The 17,035-nt window shown below is 43.7% G+C and carries 16 protein-coding genes; 10 read left to right on the forward strand and 6 right to left on the reverse strand.

Features of this window, described 5'->3' with window-relative positions; all coding sequences use genetic code 11:
* Positions 1 to 10: 10 nt before the first annotated feature.
* Positions 11 to 829, reverse strand: a complete 819-nt coding sequence (panB, locus tag R3D00_08080) for a 3-methyl-2-oxobutanoate hydroxymethyltransferase (protein ID MEZ4773126.1) — start codon at positions 827 to 829, stop codon at positions 11 to 13.
* A gap of 117 nt (positions 830 to 946) precedes the next feature.
* Here panB and R3D00_08085 point away from each other — a divergent pair, with 117 nt between their 5' ends.
* From R3D00_08085 to R3D00_08095, 3 genes are all read left to right on the forward strand, one after another.
* The gene (locus R3D00_08085; protein MEZ4773127.1) at positions 947 to 2,020 is read left to right on the forward strand and encodes a DUF4249 family protein; all 1,074 of its coding nucleotides are present in this window, start codon (positions 947 to 949) and stop codon (positions 2,018 to 2,020) included.
* A gap of 90 nt (positions 2,021 to 2,110) precedes the next feature.
* Positions 2,111 to 2,485, forward strand: a complete 375-nt coding sequence (locus R3D00_08090) for a response regulator (protein MEZ4773128.1) — start codon at positions 2,111 to 2,113, stop codon at positions 2,483 to 2,485.
* Positions 2,486 to 2,661: 176 nt separating this feature from the next.
* Positions 2,662 to 4,071 (forward strand): OmpA family protein, encoded by a 1,410-nt coding sequence (locus tag R3D00_08095; protein ID MEZ4773129.1) that lies wholly within the window; start codon positions 2,662 to 2,664, stop codon positions 4,069 to 4,071.
* Here the strand turns inward: R3D00_08095 and R3D00_08100 are convergent.
* Both R3D00_08100 and R3D00_08105 read right to left on the reverse strand, forming a co-directional pair.
* Positions 4,052 to 5,680 (reverse strand): hypothetical protein, encoded by a 1,629-nt coding sequence (locus R3D00_08100; GenBank protein MEZ4773130.1) that lies wholly within the window; start codon positions 5,678 to 5,680, stop codon positions 4,052 to 4,054. The two genes, R3D00_08095 and R3D00_08100, sit on opposite strands and share 20 nt — an antisense overlap.
* Positions 5,681 to 5,695: 15 nt before the next feature.
* Complete coding sequence (locus R3D00_08105) at positions 5,696 to 6,769, reverse strand: LptF/LptG family permease (GenBank protein MEZ4773131.1); 1,074 nt, start codon at positions 6,767 to 6,769, stop codon at positions 5,696 to 5,698.
* A gap of 169 nt (positions 6,770 to 6,938) precedes the next feature.
* Between R3D00_08105 and bamD the strand changes: the two genes are divergently transcribed.
* From bamD to R3D00_08125, 4 genes are all read left to right on the forward strand, one after another.
* Positions 6,939 to 7,772, forward strand: a complete 834-nt coding sequence (gene bamD / locus R3D00_08110; protein MEZ4773132.1) for an outer membrane protein assembly factor BamD — start codon at positions 6,939 to 6,941, stop codon at positions 7,770 to 7,772.
* A gap of 63 nt (positions 7,773 to 7,835) precedes the next feature.
* The gene (locus R3D00_08115; protein ID MEZ4773133.1) at positions 7,836 to 8,141 is read left to right on the forward strand and encodes a DNA-directed RNA polymerase subunit omega; all 306 of its coding nucleotides are present in this window, start codon (positions 7,836 to 7,838) and stop codon (positions 8,139 to 8,141) included.
* 63 nt (positions 8,142 to 8,204) lie between these two features.
* Positions 8,205 to 9,419 (forward strand): bifunctional phosphopantothenoylcysteine decarboxylase/phosphopantothenate--cysteine ligase CoaBC, encoded by a 1,215-nt coding sequence (gene coaBC, locus R3D00_08120; GenBank protein MEZ4773134.1) that lies wholly within the window; start codon positions 8,205 to 8,207, stop codon positions 9,417 to 9,419.
* Positions 9,403 to 10,305, forward strand: coding sequence for a DUF4835 family protein (locus tag R3D00_08125; GenBank protein ID MEZ4773135.1), 903 nt, complete (start codon positions 9,403 to 9,405; stop codon positions 10,303 to 10,305). The genes coaBC and R3D00_08125 overlap by 17 nt, the downstream gene beginning before the upstream one ends.
* On the opposite strand, the gene R3D00_08130 is transcribed toward R3D00_08125, so the two are convergent.
* Positions 10,302 to 10,784 carry a cytidine deaminase gene (locus R3D00_08130; protein MEZ4773136.1) on the reverse strand — a complete coding sequence of 161 codons (483 nt, stop codon included), beginning with the start codon at positions 10,782 to 10,784 and terminating at the stop codon, positions 10,302 to 10,304. The two genes, R3D00_08125 and R3D00_08130, sit on opposite strands and share 4 nt — an antisense overlap.
* 11 nt (positions 10,785 to 10,795) lie before the next feature.
* Complete coding sequence (gene hslU / locus R3D00_08135) at positions 10,796 to 12,184, reverse strand: ATP-dependent protease ATPase subunit HslU (protein ID MEZ4773137.1); 1,389 nt, start codon at positions 12,182 to 12,184, stop codon at positions 10,796 to 10,798.
* A gap of 182 nt (positions 12,185 to 12,366) precedes the next feature.
* Between hslU and R3D00_08140 the strand changes: the two genes are divergently transcribed.
* The gene (locus R3D00_08140; GenBank protein ID MEZ4773138.1) at positions 12,367 to 12,756 is read left to right on the forward strand and encodes a hypothetical protein; all 390 of its coding nucleotides are present in this window, start codon (positions 12,367 to 12,369) and stop codon (positions 12,754 to 12,756) included.
* Positions 12,757 to 12,775: 19 nt separating this feature from the next.
* Here the strand turns inward: R3D00_08140 and R3D00_08145 are convergent, their stop codons facing one another.
* Positions 12,776 to 13,123: a HepT-like ribonuclease domain-containing protein gene (locus tag R3D00_08145; protein ID MEZ4773139.1), complete on the reverse strand. Its 348-nt coding sequence runs from the start codon at positions 13,121 to 13,123 to the stop codon at positions 12,776 to 12,778.
* A gap of 506 nt (positions 13,124 to 13,629) precedes the next feature.
* Between R3D00_08145 and R3D00_08150 the strand changes: the two genes are divergently transcribed.
* Positions 13,630 to 14,619: a hypothetical protein gene (locus tag R3D00_08150; protein MEZ4773140.1), complete on the forward strand. Its 990-nt coding sequence runs from the start codon at positions 13,630 to 13,632 to the stop codon at positions 14,617 to 14,619.
* A gap of 87 nt (positions 14,620 to 14,706) precedes the next feature.
* Positions 14,707 to 17,034: a TonB-dependent receptor plug domain-containing protein gene (locus tag R3D00_08155; protein ID MEZ4773141.1), complete on the forward strand. Its 2,328-nt coding sequence runs from the start codon at positions 14,707 to 14,709 to the stop codon at positions 17,032 to 17,034.
* Position 17,035 lies beyond the last annotated feature (1 nt).

Below are 17,035 nucleotides of genomic sequence, written 5' to 3' on the forward strand. Positions count from 1 at the left end.
TATGGCAAAATCAGTAAGCTTCATCTTCTGTGGGGAAACTTCCGGATTTGACATCGGCTATATAGTTGCCCACAGCATCTTTCATCACGTCGTAAAGATTGGCATAACGCCTGAGAAAACGAGGACTAAATTCATTATTTATCCCCAACATATCATGCGTTACCAAAACTTGTCCGTCACATCCGGGGCCTGCTCCGATACCGATAGTTGGGATCAACAACTTGCTGCTGACATCTGCTGCGAGTGCCTGAGGGATTTTTTCAAGCACAATGGCAAATGAGCCGGATTCTTCCAGATTTTTTGCATCACTGATCAGATTTTTTGCCTCTTCCGCTTCCCTGGCGCGTACGGTATAGGTGCCAAATTTGTAGATAGACTGTGGGGTAAGACCCAAATGGCCCATGACGGGAATGCCTGCGCTTACAATTCTTCTAATTGAATGTGCAATAAAAGCGCCACCTTCCATTTTGATGGCGTGCGCCCCAGACTCTTTCATAATCCGTATGGCACTTTTTAAGGCATTTTTAGAGTCCCCCTGATAATAACCAAAAGGTAAATCAACGACAATCAGTGCTCTCTTCACCGCTCTTACGACTGCGCTGGCATGATCAATCATCTGTTCCAGCGTGATGGGAAGGGTAGTCTCATGACCATGGATCACGTTTGACGCAGAATCTCCCACCAGAACAATATCTATTCCGGCATCATCTACTACTCTGGCAAAAGAAAAATCATAGGCAGTAAGCATACTGATTTTCTCTCCATTTTCTTTCATCGCCCGGAGTACATGAGTGGTGACTCGTTTTATTTCTTTCTTGGAAGCTGACATTCGCGGTAGTCCTTTCGTTACAATGTGTAATCCAATTAGCAATTTATATCGTGCTAAATTAGAATATTAATTCCATATTCGCGGAAATCACAGAAATTTGCTTGTATTTTTGCAGTCATGAACAGAATACTCTTAGTAACAGCCGGCATCCTTTATTTGTTTATCTCTCTCAATGGATGCTCCACGGAAGTTGATTTAAATGCGCCTCCCAAGGATATATGGGTGGTGTACGGGGTTCTTAACCCGCTGGACAGCGTTCAATTTATCAGGGTTTCCTCTGGCTATCTGCCTACAGAAAATGCGCTGGATTATGCCCGGATCAATGACCTTAGCGTCAAGGGCCTGAAAGTGGTCCTCTCCGGAGATGGGAAAGTATATGAGGCTGTCGAAACAGATAGTGTCCTGAAAGAGCCGGAAGATGGAATCTTCTATCCCTTTACTACCCTGTATAAAATCCAAACCACGGGTACTGGCGCACTTACTCCCGGAAAAAGATACGACCTGAAAATTACCAAACCCGATAAGGCGGGCTTTGAGCTTTCGTCTTATACTGAGATTCCGGCGAATATGACTTTTCAGAATATCAATCCGGTTCCCGGGGGCCCAGGTGGCAGCCAGCGTTGTCTGCGCCGCGCACCACTGGAGGCTGAATATAAGGTCGAATTTAGCAAAGGTACAGGCTCCGCCTTTGAAATGAGAGCATTTCTGCGATACCAGGTAGATCAGGTCGAGAAAATGGCGGTTTATGGCCCTACCCAAATGTTTGATGAAAACTACCGATGCACCAGTTCTGGCGGAAGTTCGATGTGTTACCAGTTTCGGGAAAAGGAAATCCTGGTGTATCTGTACAATGAACTCAAACCTGATCCCGGCAAAGTTTTTACTTATGGCGTGAATGACCAGACACGCTGTAATGATAATGCGGCTAATCTTCCGGATGATTTTCGCCTGGAGGTTACCGCAATGGATCGCTTTCTTGCAAACTACCGCCGCGCAAATGATCCGCGATTTGTTGATCTCAACAGTGTCCGCCCCGAATACTCCAATATCACAGGTCCCTCTGATGCAGAGGTCATTGGCCTGTTTGGTTCGGTCAACTCTGCCAGTGGAAATGTGCGCCTGAGCGCCTGCGCTGAATATTTATTGAGGCTAAACAATGCGCCGCAACCCGCTGAGCCATGCTCCTTGTAAGATTGTTTTTGAATATCCTGTAAAAGGCCTTAATTTATGCGGGCATATTCGAAAGTGATATGGTAATCATAGCTAAACGGGCTAGTTTGTATGCATGAATATAGTGGTAAGCGAATCCTGGTGGTAGAAGATGATGAGGTAAACCTTATGATCGCAGAACATATCCTGGGAAAGGCCGGTTATAGTGTTTCTACCGTAAATAATGGCGAAGAAGCCATTGAAATAGTTGGGCGTGAATCGTTTGACCTGATCCTGATGGATATCGAAATGCCAATTATGGACGGACTGGAGGCCACGCCTATTATCCGAAATCTTGAAAATGGCCGTAGTATTCCCATTGTGGCGCTTACCGCTCACTCCATGCCTGAAAAGATAGAAGAATTTAAAGGGGCAGGCCTTGATGATTATATTATCAAACCCTTTGATGGTGAAAAATTTAAAGTCATCTCTGACCGATACCTGTGACCCGTTTCCCTCTCCCCTTAGTTTTATATTCAATCCGCAAACAAACTTTTCGGAAGTACGAATCATGTTCCAGTTTTTCCGGAACTATTTCGACTTCTCCAAATGGTTTTATGGTATAATAATTTTCCATATATTCGGTGGCGAATCAAAACACCCCAAACTGAAAATCCCTGGCTATGAAAAAGCTATTACTATCAGTATTTCTTTCATGTTCTTTATCTCTGGGGGTCGCTCAGGATTTTGTGATCGATACAGTCTTTTTTGAGTTTGATCAATCCTCAATTAAGCCGGAATACAAAACCAGACTTGACTCTCTGATGGGCTATTTTACTGCATACCCATCTTATTTTATCCAAATCTTTGGACATACAGATAGCGTCGGAAACGAAACCTATAATCTGGAACTTTCCCGCGAAAGGGCCCGCGCAGTCGCTTTATACTTTATTGATCAAGGCGTTGACCTCAAAAGGGTTGAATACGAAGGGCTGGGAACTGCCAAACCTGCCGCAAGCAACCTTACCTTCGATGGCAGGGTGAAAAACCGTCGGGCGGATGTTGCAGTCGTCGTTTCAAATGAAGTCGTGGCGCCTGTAGCCACCGGGCCGAAAGATAATGACTCTATGCAAACGGCAGGGCCGGTAGAAATGGCTCCCGTAGTAATCGTAGATACCATTTATTGCGACTATAACCCATTTCTCGTAAATCCAGACCACAAAACGGTGATCATCGCACCTGAAGGTACCAAAGTGGTTATTCCGCCTAATGCTTTTGATACGGAAGAAGAGGAACTGACTGTGGAAGTCAACGAGCTTTACTATCGCAGTGATATGATCCTCAATGATATGGGAACCATATCCAAAGATGGCCCCATTGAAGCTGCCGGTATGTTTTACTTTGATGTAAAGGCCAACCGCCGGGCTGTAAAACTCAAACCTGGGGTGAAGTTTGAAGCAGAACTTCCCGCTACCCGCCGCGATGCAAATATGGCTGTGTATGAAGGTTCCGGTGGCAATCGCTCCGCGATTAAGAAACCCAAATTCGTAAAAACTGAAGATGGTGGCGCAGTCGGCTTTACCCCGGTCAATACCTGGACTAAAATAAGCCAGGACGAAGTCCAGTATAAAGGAAGAGAAAAAGCCTATACCTTTGAGGTGCCTGAGCCAGGCAGATATGCCATCGGGCGTCCGTTGTACTATTCCCAGAATACAGATATTGAAGACAACGGATTGGACATCTTCATCAAACTCAAAGGCCGCAGATATGAAAAAACTACCAGCGTGATGATCGTTGGTGAAGTTACAAAAACCTATATCCCGGCAAAGAAAAAAGATACCCGCAACTACGAAGCCCGGAAGGTAAAATGGGTTGATGACAAGACAAAACTTATTCTCGTGGCTATCCAGTATGATGACCGGGGCAATCCCTGGATTGCTAAAAGGAAATTTGAACCCGGGCAGCTTATTCAGGAAACCAAAAAAGACCGTAAAAGAAAACGCAAAGCCTTGCCTTCGATCAAAATTACCGTAAAGTTTAGAAAACTGGATAAGGAAAGACTCGAAGAACTGATCACTGAGCTGAACGCCTAGGCGAACGATATACATCAAAATAAACCCCGGTTTCTATCTTTTCCCAGTGGTCAAGCACGAATCCGGTAATAGAAGACCCGAAAGGCCCGGTATCCCGGGCCTCTTTCATTTTATCTTTTTCGATAAAAATAAAGTCAGCCTTTTTTCCCAAATCTGCTTCCATCCATTGTTCGTTTCGCCCACTGTTCATTTCATTGTTGTGCGCCCAATCCGTCGGAAGTGGATTCTGGCTATTTGTCAGGAAATTTGCCAATGGATATGCCGGTAAAACCGAAAACTGTCCGCCATATTTTTGACTGAGTTGTTGCAACTCCGAGGTTTTTAAATAAAAATCATCTCCGGTATAAATCCATCCAAAGTGCGGAAAAACCTCTGCCAGCAGGTAATTCATCTGATCGCGGGGAGCATCCCGGTAAGGATATTGATAAAGAATGGCAAATATCCATATAAGCACAACCAGGATAATGCTATAAAAATACCGCGGTACAGTAAAGCCAAATTCTTCATACAAACCATAGATCACGCCAAATAATATCGGTGTAAAACAGAGCATATTGTTGGCATATCCCCAACTGATACCTGTGCACCATGAAAGCAGGAGAAATACAATCAGTAACGCAAAAGCCCGTCGGTTTACCCAGAAACCTTTGACCGCAACCCCCGCCGCAATGAGAAAAAACGCTTGACTGAATCCGTATGACGGGCCTGTATAAATATGAAATCTCAGCGTGCGGTAAATATGTAACCCCAATAAACTGAAGAATACAAGTCCAAAGATAATGGCTGGAAGATATCTTCGGTCATACAGTCCCTGTGCCCGCCAGACGATGAGAAGCGGAACCACAATCAGGAGAAACGGCTTGACATAACGAATCAATCCAACGGACAATAGGTCTTCCAGCGTGGTGGCGCCTGTTGTCTGCTGCCAAAACAGCAATAACCAGCCCGGTTCGGCCAGCAAAATCAAACCGATACTTACAGACAGAAAAATCGCAGTAAGAGCGGATACCTGCAGGAGTACCTTTTTTCCTTTCAAAAATCCCAACAGAAAAAAACCTGCCGGAATCATGGGATAAAACCCCTGTTTGCATAAGCCGGATAAGAATATAAAAATGATACCAAGGAAAAGCTGGAAAGTATTTTTACCCCGGCAAATCCGGTTGATTCCCAGTGATGCAAAAAATATCCCATCGACAGTATGCCAGGGCATCGGCGGAAAGTTGTGTACGGAGCAGATGAAGGCGATGAATGCAAAAGTTCCCGGAGAAAGCCCGATTTCCTTAAAATCAAAATATGACTCCAGGCTTCTTGTTATCCAGTAACTACTGAGGCTGATAAAAAAATAGAATAAAAACCTTTCGAAGGTAATGACCCATTCTGAAGGAAAAATCAGCATCGGAATGGCATGGAGATAAATACTGACCGGCGGGCGCACGTAAATAAAATCGCGATAAGGAATCTCTCCATTGACAATTCGCCAGGAAAGCGCCTGGATGAAGCCCTGGTCTGTGTCGCAAAATCCATACAGACCAAATGCCAGAAAAGCTGCTACCGGTAGCAACAGGCAAGTCAGCAACATTCGATCCGGACGTGAAGGATTTGTGTTCATACAGGTTTAGGCCCATCATTTGGGTGCAATCCTAAGCAAAAATACCGAAATCGGGAGGAAAACGAAATTGGGCATCCAGACAGCCAGCCATGGAGGAAAGCTGTTGCCTACAAATGCCTGCCCGGCAAACAATAATGCCACATAGATAAAGCATATCAACAACCCCAGTCCAATCTGAAGGGCAATTCCGCCCCGCGACTTGCGGGAAGACATGGCAAAGCCTATCAGGGTGAGAATGATGATGGCCACGGGATCAGAAAACCTCCGGTTTTTTTCGATATACAATTCCTCCAGAATATCGGAACCGCGCATTTCCTCCAGCTTAATATAATGGGTCAGATCACCTAAGGGCATACTCTCAGCCTTTTGTTCTTTGATAAAAATATCATCAGGCGTCAGGAGAAAAGTTGTGTCTATCTCAGAGTAAAAGCGGAGCGATTCTTTACTTCCGTTGATGTCTCTGACCCTCGCGTCGCGCAAAATCCAGCTTTGGGTAGAATCGACCCAATAAATCCGGCGAGCCTGGATTTTGGTCACAATATCGCCATCCTTAAATCTTTCCAGGGAAAATGTCAATCCTTCTGCTTTCCGTTCATTGTAATAACTGATATAGATATAAGTATCCTGTGCGACCTTTTTATGAATGTTCTTATTGCTCGATATCTTCCTTTTTTTGAGGTATTTATATTCAAACTCAATCCTGACCGCCGTAGATTTTGGGACTGTATAAGCCTTCAGGTAAAAAGATACCCCTGCAAGAAATATCGAAGCGATCAGGTAAGGAGCCATGATCCTGTAAAAACTCACGCCGACACTCAGCATGGGGATGATTTCCGTACGAGCGGCCATTCTCGATGTGAAAAAAATGACAGCAAGGAAGATACAAATGGGGGTAAGCAGGTTTCCCCAAAACGGAATGAAGTTGAGGTAGTATTCAAAAAGCACCTCAGACATTGGCGGCTTTTTTTCAATAAACTCATCCAGTTTTTCCACAAAATCCACCAGCAGGCAAATGGCAAGCACCATTCCCAGTATAAAGGCGAAAGTCGTAAGATATTGGCGGACTATATATGAATCAATTTTCTTCAAGGCAGCGTGGTCTGGGGTGTTACATGCAACCCAATGTGCATGAATTTCGTCTGTCAGTTGTACCCAAAGGTAAAATTATAAAATCTTGTTCAAACTCCTTGTGTGATTATTTATCATAACTGATCGGGGGTTTGTGATTTCTGCCGCTGAATGTATAACTTTGCCACTCATGAAATGGACATTTCTTATAATTATTGGCAGCTTTGTCTGTCTGGCTACATTTACTTCATGTTCCAAGGAGTTCAAGAAGTATAGCCAATGGTCCCGTAAAGGTACCGTTTCCCAGAAGGATTCTGCGGCTTTTTACTTTTACAAAAAAGGGGACTATGAAAAGGCGGCCTTCCTTTTGGAAGATCTTCGCGGTACGTATCGTGGATCAGAACGGGCCAAAACCGTTCTTTATCACTATGCCTACGCCAAATACAATGGTTCCTATTACATCATTGCTGCACATTATTTTGAACAGTATGTGCAATTGTACCCGGGCGATGCACTTGCCGAGGAATGCAACTTTATGATCGCCTATTGTTATTATCTCGAATCCGACCCTTCTTTTCTCGATCAGGGCTATACGACAAAAGCGATTACGCAATTCCAGCTATTTATCAATTCCTACCCATTCTCCGATAAAGTCGCGCAAAGTAATGAACTGATGACTTCGTTGAGGGAAAGACTTGCCAAAAAAGAATTTGATACGGCCGAATTATATTTCAACGTTGAAAACTATAAAGCGGCAGTTACGGCATTTGAGGTTTTTGTACAGGAATATCCTGATTCCCGCTACCGTGAAGAAGCACAACTTATGCTGGTGAAGGCATCTGTCCTTCTCGCCGATGTAAGTATATATACCAAAAAGAAAAACCGCTACCTCGATGCGATTGAATGGTATGAGCGGTTTGTTGACAAATTTCCTAATAGCGCTTATCTCAAAGAGGCCGAAAACCTTTATGTCAGGGCCAAAAAAAATCTGGGGAAAATACTCGCGTCAGAAAACGAGTCATAAAAAATATATACAAAACCGATTTTTTGCGTTATTTTTGCACAGCAATTAAAATTATACCAGACTATGAAATCTTTTTTGCCGATTGATGTAAGGAGACTGGGCGATCTGTCCGGGGGAAATGTATATAAATCTCTGATTATCGTTGGAAAACGGTCCAATCAGATAACAATGGATATTAAAGACGAACTTACTTCCAAGCTGGCAGAGTTTGCACCTGCATACGATAATCTGGAAGAAGTGATGGAAAATAAAGAGCAGATCGAGATCAGCCGCCATTACGAAAGAAAGCCTAAAGCTACCCAGGTGGCATTGGAGCAATTTCAGGAAGGTGAAGTTTTCTTCCGCGATCCGCATGATAATGCACTCTAAGTGTAAAGACAAAATATAAAAATCCTTATAATAGCGAGTCCAACGACTCGCTATTTGTCCATTATGCTGGAAGATAAAAAAATTATCCTGGGTGTTTCCGGTAGTATTGCTGCCTACAAAGCGGTGTATCTGCTTCGCTTGCTGAAAAAAGCGGGCGCATCAGTGAAAGTGGTGACTACTCCGGCCGTTTCAGAGTTTGTAGGTGAACTGACCTTCGGTTCGCTTTCCGGGGAAAAGGTTTTCAGCGGATTGTGGGAAGCCAACTGGTCAGAACATGTCTCCCTCGGTACCTGGGCTGATCTTATGGTCGTCGCGCCGGCTACCGCCAATACGCTGGGCAAATTTGCTCATGGTCTCTGCGACAACGCGCTTACTGCTGTTTACCTCGCTGCCCGCTGCCCGGTATTGGTCGCTCCCGCCATGGATGCCGATATGATGATCCATCCCCGCACCACACACAATATCAAAACCCTGGAAGCCGACGGCTGCCGTGTTCTCCCCACAGGTACGGGTTTTCTCGCCAGCGGGCTCGAAGGTCCAGGCAGACTGCTGGAGCCGGATGAAATATTTGAACACATACTGACCTTCTTTTCCGATAAACCGCTCAAAGGCAAAAAACTGATGGTAACCGCTGGCCCCACCCGCGAAGCCATTGACCCGGTTCGATATATCTCCAATCACTCTTCCGGAAAAATGGGCTATGCAATAGCCGAAGTTGCCCGCGATATGGGCGCGGAAGTAACCCTCATCTCAGGCCCTACTTCCATAAATCCTCCGCAGGGAATTACCGTAACCCGCGTAGAATCTGCCGATGACATGTTTGCCGCAGTAAAAAATATTGCAGGCAATCAGGATGTTTTGATTATGTCTGCCGCTGTCGCTGACTATTCTCCCGAAACCATCGCCGACCAGAAAATCAAAAAAATAGGGGAGGATATGGTGCTTAAACTTCGAAAAACTACCGATATCCTCAAATATCTGGGCTCCGTCAAAACGAGCAACCAACTGCTTGTGGGTTTTGCCCTCGAAACAAATGATGCGTTAGAGAATGCAAGAAAAAAACTAACAGGGAAAAACCTCGATTTCGTAGTTTTAAACACTTTGCAGGATAAAGGCGCGGGGTTTTCGCACGATACCAATAAAATCACCCTGCTGGACAGATTTGGACAAACAGAGGAATTTTCACTTAAATCCAAACTTCTGGTCGCGCGGGACATCCTAGCCAAGGTTATTTCGTTACTAAAGAAAGATGCCTCAAAACATGAAATCACTGACTAAATTGTTTCTATTAGGGCTGTTTTTCGCAATTACAGCTCAGAGTTATGCTCAGGAACTGCTTTGTAATGTAAATGTCGATGCCAGCCGCATCCAAAGCGACCGGACGGTGTTTGAAGATATGCAGCAGACCATCTCCAGATATATCAATTTTCAAAAATGGACCAATGATGAGTTTGTGGCCCAGGAACGAATCCGGTGCAACCTTCAGATCATTGTGACGCAGCGCCCTTCCCCTGATTATTTTGTCTGCTCAGCCAACCTCCAGGTCTATCGCACAGCCTATAATACAACCTATGAGACGCTGCTGCTCAATATCAGCGATACGAAATTTAATTTCCGGTATGTGCCTTTTCAGCAGTTGGCTTTTGTCGATAACTCATTCAACGACAACCTCACCGCGTTGCTGAATTATTATATTTTTCTGATTCTGGCCTTTGACTACGACACCTATTCCCTCAACGGAGGGGCTGCATGGTTTCGGAAGGCGCAGGAAATCGTCAATCTTGCTTCCAGTGCTTCGCAGGAGTCAGGCTGGCGTTCTAATGAAGATACCCGCAACCGGTATTGGCTCACAGAAAATCTGATGAACAACAGCTACCGGGCGTTTCATACAATCTTGTATAAATATCACCGTCAGGGACTCGATATGATGGAGTCCAACCCCGCCAATGCCCGGAGGGCGATTATGGACTCGCTGAAGGAACTTCAGCGCCTTACAAAGCAGAATTCGCTGCTGGTATTGACCAAAACTTTTCTCGACGCCAAAGACGACGAATTGGTAAAAGTATTTACCAATGCATTTGTAAACGATAAAAAAGAATTTGTCGAGATCATGCAGGATGTCGATCCGTCCAATATCGCCCAGTACAATTCAGTGATGAACTAGAATTCGATATCAAAAGAAAAAGGCATCAGGGAATTCTGTACACCTTCCATCCTGAGAATATCTCCGCTTTCCCCCTGAGTGAGAATGATAAAGGGTTTTTTAGCCATTCGTTCGTATTCTACCATTACCTGACGGCAGCCGCCGCAGGGCATGGCCGGTACGGTGATTTCTTTTTTATCACTGCGTGCCCGGACGGCGATTTTCCGGATTTGTGCACCTTTGCCTAAGCTTCCAATATGAAAAAGTGCCGTGCGTTCTGCACAGATGCCGGAAGGATAGGCGCGATTTTCCTGATTATTTCCGGTAATGATTGACCCATCTTCCAGCAGGACGGCACACCCTACCCGGAATCCCGAAAAAGGAGCATAGGCAAGGTCAGTCGCTTCCAGTGCCGCTTCGAGGAGGGCAGCTTCGTCCGAAGGCAGTTCTGAAGCCTTCAGGTGTTGGGAATAGGTAATCTCCAGTTTTTTCTTTTCCAACGGACTAGTTTCTACAAAATATACTGACTCAGATCTTTTTTCTTCACCATTTCTCCCAGCCTTTGTTCGACAAAACTACGGGTAACCAAAAACTTATTTTCGACATTTAGGTCTGGAACTTCAAACAGGATATCGTTGAGCAAATTGCTCATGATCGTATGAAGCCGCCTGGCGCCGATATTTTCTACTTCCTGATTGACATTGAAGGCCATTTCTGCAATCAGTTCGATAGATTCTGCGTCAAACTCCAACTGCACATCTTCACTTTCCAGCAATGCCTGGTATTGGCGGGTAAGTGCATTTTGTGGCTGGGTAAGGATTTTTACAAAATCTTCTCTTGTCAGAGATGACAGTTCCACCCGAATGGGAAATCGACCCTGAAGTTCGGGGATCAGATCGGAAGGTTTTGCCACGTGAAAAGCACCCGCAGCGATAAAGAGAATATGATCCGTTTTGATGCTGCCGTGTTTGGTATTGACAACCGACCCTTCAACGATTGGCAGGAGGTCGCGCTGCACACCTTGCCGGGAAACATCAGGCCCCCCGCCGTGGCCACCACTCACAGCTACTTTATCAATTTCGTCAATGAAGATAATCCCACTGTTTCCGGCTCTTTCTATGGCATCTTTTGTTACAGAATCCATATCAATCAGGCGGGAAGCTTCTTCGTCTATCAGGTATTCACGCGCTTCAGCGACAGTCATTTTGCGCTTTTTTTTCTTTTTGGGAACCATGCCACTGAGCATATCCTGCAATCCGTCAAAACCTTCCATTCCCATAGGGCCGACCACCTGCACATTGTGGGTGGGAACGACCATTTCGACTTCTATTTTCCGGTCTTCGAGTTCGCCGCGATGGAGTTTTCCCCTGAATTTTTCGCGCGTCCGTTCGTTGAGTTCTTCGTCGGAGAAATTGACCGGCGACTGAAACCCCACTTCCTGAGATTCCCATTCGCCGCTGGTGGTTTTCCCCTTTTTCTTTACAGGAGGGATGAGAATATCCAGAATCTGTTCATTGGCGTTTTCGCGGGCCACTTCACGGATCTGTTCTTTTTGTTCGGCCCTTACCATATTGACAGCCTGCTCCACGAGATCGCGCACCATGCTTTCGACATCGCGGCCTACGTAGCCCACTTCGGTAAATTTGGAGGCTTCCACTTTAATGAAAGGCGCTTGCGCCAATTGCGCCAGCCTGCGGGCAATTTCTGTTTTCCCCACGCCGGTTGGCCCGATCATCATGATATTATTGGGAATGATTTCCCTGCGGATATCCTCTCTTGCGTTCATCCTGCGCCACCGGTTGCGAAGGGCAATGGCGACCGATTTTTTTGCGTCTCCCTGTCCGATGATATATTTATCGAGTTCCTGTACGATTCGTGCGGGTGTCAGACTATCTTTCATGTAATTGATTCACTATTCAATGGATAACAAAATTACTAAATATTGCGGGATGAAGCCTAATTTCTCTAAAGGATATATTTAAGCTTTCATTTTACCTGTAACAGTATGCTTTATTTTGGTTTGGAAAATATTCGAATCGGGAATAATTTTGTAAAAAGATCAAATATTCAGCCGAAATAATCATGCCGGAAGGTACAGGTACAACCCATCGATTACTTGCTTCAGAGAGACTTCAGATCAAAAACCGCCTGTTTCAAATTGCATTTGCCAGTTTGATTTTGAGTATATTTTTTTTGGCGAATACGACAAATATCCGGGAGGCCAGTAGTAGCGACTTGACACTAAGCAGGGATGTGGATTCCGGAGCTATAGAAGTTTTTATTGAAGATGCCGATAAAAATTCAGCAACGGAAAATCTGATTGAAGGCGATATCTTGCTCTTTTTTCAATGTCCGGACTACGAATGGGTGAAGGTTTCTGCGGTGAATGGAAATCGAATCTTGCTGGAAAAGCCCCTGACGCGAGGTTATTTGTCGGCAAGCCGTATCGAGGTGATGCGGGTTTTGGAGTGAATGAGGAGGAATAATGGATTTAGCTATTTTCCTCAAGCATCTTTTCAATATTCCGTTTTAAATCCCTCAGTTTGTTTTCAATGGCATTCCAGATGATCACAGTATTTATTTTGTAATAATCATGAACCAGAATATGGTGAAAGGCTATAATTTTCCGCCATTCCATGTGGTTATTCTTTTCCCGAAGTTCTACTGACAGCTGATGGGCAGCTTCGCCAATGATCTCAAAATTTTTGATAATAGCAAACTGCGCCATTTCATCTTGTGAAAAGGTTTCGTAGGTGAGTGTATCACAAAACCTGAAAATCCGGTCAATTGCTTTGACAATGTGGATGAGTCGCTCCCTTTCAGACGGCTTCGCGTTCATAGATAAATCTTTTTACTTTTTCTATAACGGGTTTGATTTTTTCCCGTTCCTGTCCCTCTTCTATCAGGTTCAACTCGTGATATATTTTTTCACTCAACTTACCTTGGTCTGCGTTTGTAGCTAAGGTTACTACAATTAGAAATTTTTTGGGGGCACTGGGCGAGTAAAGCGTCTTCGGTTTTGCGATCCCCTATTTTCGCATCCCCTTTCGTTTGTAGATAGTTTACGGTTTTTTACCTGTTTCAAGACTCCAAAACTTGAATTTATATAAAATTTAAAATTGGAAATAAAATATTTTGGCATTTCATTTTTTTTTTTTTTTAATAGATTTACTTATCGAACACCAATTAAATAATTGCACATCCATCCATAAATGACTGGATCATGGGAAGTCATCAATAATTAGGTGATAATACTCTGGTATTGAATTATTTATAATTCAACAATAAATACTACCTGCATAAAAGGGTAGTGGGGTTTTATTTTAATTAATTAAATATTTTTTTATGAAAATATTAACAAAAAGACAAATTTATTTGTTTGCGAATTTGTATTTCGCCATTATTTTATCTTTGTTCATCACATCATGTGCTACTTCAGATGATCAGATGTTAGAACAGATATCCTTTCCTGAAAAAGAAAAGATTATTGAAGTCACGAACGATTACCTTACTTTTAAGGATCAGAAAAGTTATGACTCGATTCATACGTACTTATTCAACCATCAGGCTTTTTTGTCAAGCTGGGAAAGCTCGTTTGATAAGTTTAAGAGTATGAGAACAGTATTTGATCAGATTACAACAGATGAGCAAGAAGCAATAAGTCTTAATATGTCTCTGGCGGGGTATGAGAGTTATATTCATCTTGTCAGAGAGGAAGATGGGGCGCTGGATGCAGTGAGGGTAGTTAGTGATCCCGTGACGGCTACCATGGTAAATAAAAATGGGCTTCTTTGGATTGGATCAAAACTAGTTAAGTTTACCTACAGCTTTATTATTGAAGTTGAAAATCCTACAGATGATCAAGTAGTAATCCTAAGAAACGCTCACGACGGAAAACTCCCTTCTTTTGGAAAACTTACAGGTATCGAGCGGAAAAATATTTCCCGGACGGTTACTAGTAGGGCCTCCGATAATTGTAATAATGTATATATAACCAACCCGCAACGAAGAATTTGTGGTGAAGTTTATTCAGGTTCTTCAAATTATCAGTACATTATAGGTCTGACCAAACACCAAAGGAGAGTATCACTTATTTGGTGGTCGGATAACGTAGAGAAAGTTACTTTGAATGTTACAGGAACGGTTACTTGGGGTTACAGTTCTCCCATCTCTGTAAATTATTCCGGAGAAGAAAATAATGATAATAAAATAGAGGTATCTGTGATAGAATGCCTAAACCCTTGCGTACTGAGTTCTGCGGATCTTGATGGGGCTCATAGTTGTTTATGCGATAATAATGAGGAACCAGAATGTTTTACTAATTTGGTTGAGTAAGAGAAAGATTCTAAAAGGCTCTGTGTAAAGAAGTCATTAAACCTCTTTACACAGAGCCATCTTAACGAACTTTTTAAAACATACCTTATGCGAACACTAATACTTCTCCCGCTTCTGATTTTGGGTCGTTTTCTTCATGCTCAAAACGTTACGATTAGCGGATATGTCAGAGAAGCGGAAAGTGGTGAAGCCTTGGTAGGAGTGGTTGTCTGGGATTCTATCAGTAAAAAAGGGGTTCAGGGAAATGATTATGGGTTTTATAGTCTGACGGTTCCGGCGGGTATTGTCAAACTCCGGGCGTCGTTTGTTACCTATATTCCTTATAAAAACGATATTTGGGTTTTGGGCGATACGGTGATTAATCTTAATCTTTCCAGTAAAACTTTAGCAGCCGTTCAAATTATCGGGAAAGGCGAAGATTACTCTCCTGTACCAATCAACCGGCTGCAGATTTCTTTGCAGGAACTCGAAGCGGTACCTGCTCTACTGGGGGAAAAAGATTTGTTGAAATCACTGGCACTCACTCCGGGCGTGAGTGTCGGTACCGAGGGAAGCAGCGGATTATTGGTACGAGGGGGAAGTCCCGATCAGAACCTGATTTTACTGGATGATGCAACAGTTTATAATTCTTCTCATCTTTTTGGTTTTGTATCGGTGTTTAATACCGATGCCATAAAAAAGGTGGAATTGTACAAAGGTGCTTTTCCGGCTCGGTATGGTGGGCGTTTATCATCCGTCTTGGATATAAAAATGAAAGAAGGAAACCTACAGGGAAAAAAAGGTTTGGCGAGTATCGGGCTTTTGTCTTCCCGTGTAACTTATGAAGGCCCGCTTAAATGGCATAATACTTCGTTTATTCTGTCCGGAAGGGCATCTTATCTGGGTTTGATCGGGCTTCCGATTTATCTGGCCTATCAGGCGGGCGCAGCAGATTCCTATTTTAATTACTGGCTCTACGATGTCAATGCTAAAGTAAATCATACCTTCAAGGACAAAAGCCAAATTTTTGTTAGTTTTTACAATGGGTATGATAACTGGTTGGGGCGGGACCAAAGTTCCAAAGGCAATGAAAGTAAGTTTGGGCTGAACTGGGGAAATACCACAAATACGCTTCGTTATAACCGCATTTTACACCCCAAACTGTTTTTAAAAGGAATGGTACTGTTTTCAAATTATGGCTACCGGATTCATGCCGGAGAAAAAAGCACACTGACGGAAGGAGATTCTACTTTTATACTCAAACAAAGTACCCGCATATCCTCGACGGTTCAAGATATCGGGGGTAAATTGAGCCTGGATTTTTTTCCATTTTCCTTCCATACCTTGCGCACGGGTGTCGAAGTTCTTTCCCAAAAATTTCACCCCGGAGTAGTTACCAATGAAAATAATATTTTTACTACTCCGGATGAAAACCCCAATCCCAAGTTTTTTACCCGCACGTTGGCCGGATTTGCGGAGTATGAAGCGCGTTTTTTTTCACGGATTATTTTGAATATGGGGGTGAGGGGTTCTGTTTTTCAACCGAAAGATACTTCTTTTTATGCCTGGGAACCCCGTCTTTCGTTTAATCTATTGCTATCAAAAGACTGGGCTTTTCAGGTTGCATACAGCAAAATGCGGCAAAATCTCCACCTTCTTTCTTCGAATGGCGCGGGTTTGCCCAATGATATCTGGGTACCGGCTACAAAACTTACGGGTGCTGAAACTGCCGAACAATATAGCGTGGGTCTTTCCGCTTCCATTCCCGATATACCCTTAACAATAACCTTGGAATCTTACTACAAACAATTTGCCGGACTGATTGACTACCAGACCGGTTACAGTCTGATCACCAATTATCGGCAAAACTGGGAAAATTTGGTCGAAACTCAGGGCGAAGGAAAAGCATACGGAATTGAGGCTCTTATTCATAAAAAGGAGGGCAGAATATCGGGCTGGATATCTTATACATGGTCGGTCAACCAACGAAAATTTGAGAATATTAACCGGGGAGAATGGTTTGCCGGAAGGTTTGACCGCAGGAATGACTTTTCGGTCACCGGGTCTTACACGCTAAACAAGAGATGGCGGTTATCCGGAACTTGGGTTTATAGTTCCGGCTCTCCGGTGACACTGCCTGTATCGGTTCAGCAGGACAACGAGGGACAGGAAGTTTTGATTTACGGAGATCGAAATAACAGCCGGATGCCCGCCTATCATCGTCTGGATTTGGGTGCGGAGCTAACCATCATCCCTTCTTTGTCCAATTCTCCGACGTGGAATTTTAGCATTTATAATGTGTATAACCGACAGAATCCTTTTTTTCTCGAAATAAAAAAAGATAACTCGTCTCCTCCCGATACGATAAAGTACAATCTGGTTCAGCGATCCTTATTCCCTTTCCTCCCTTCGATTTCTTACTCATGGAGATTCTAAA

Source organism: Bacteroidia bacterium, from assembly GCA_041391665.1.
Taxonomy (GTDB): domain Bacteria; phylum Bacteroidota; class Bacteroidia; order J057; family J057; genus JAGQVA01.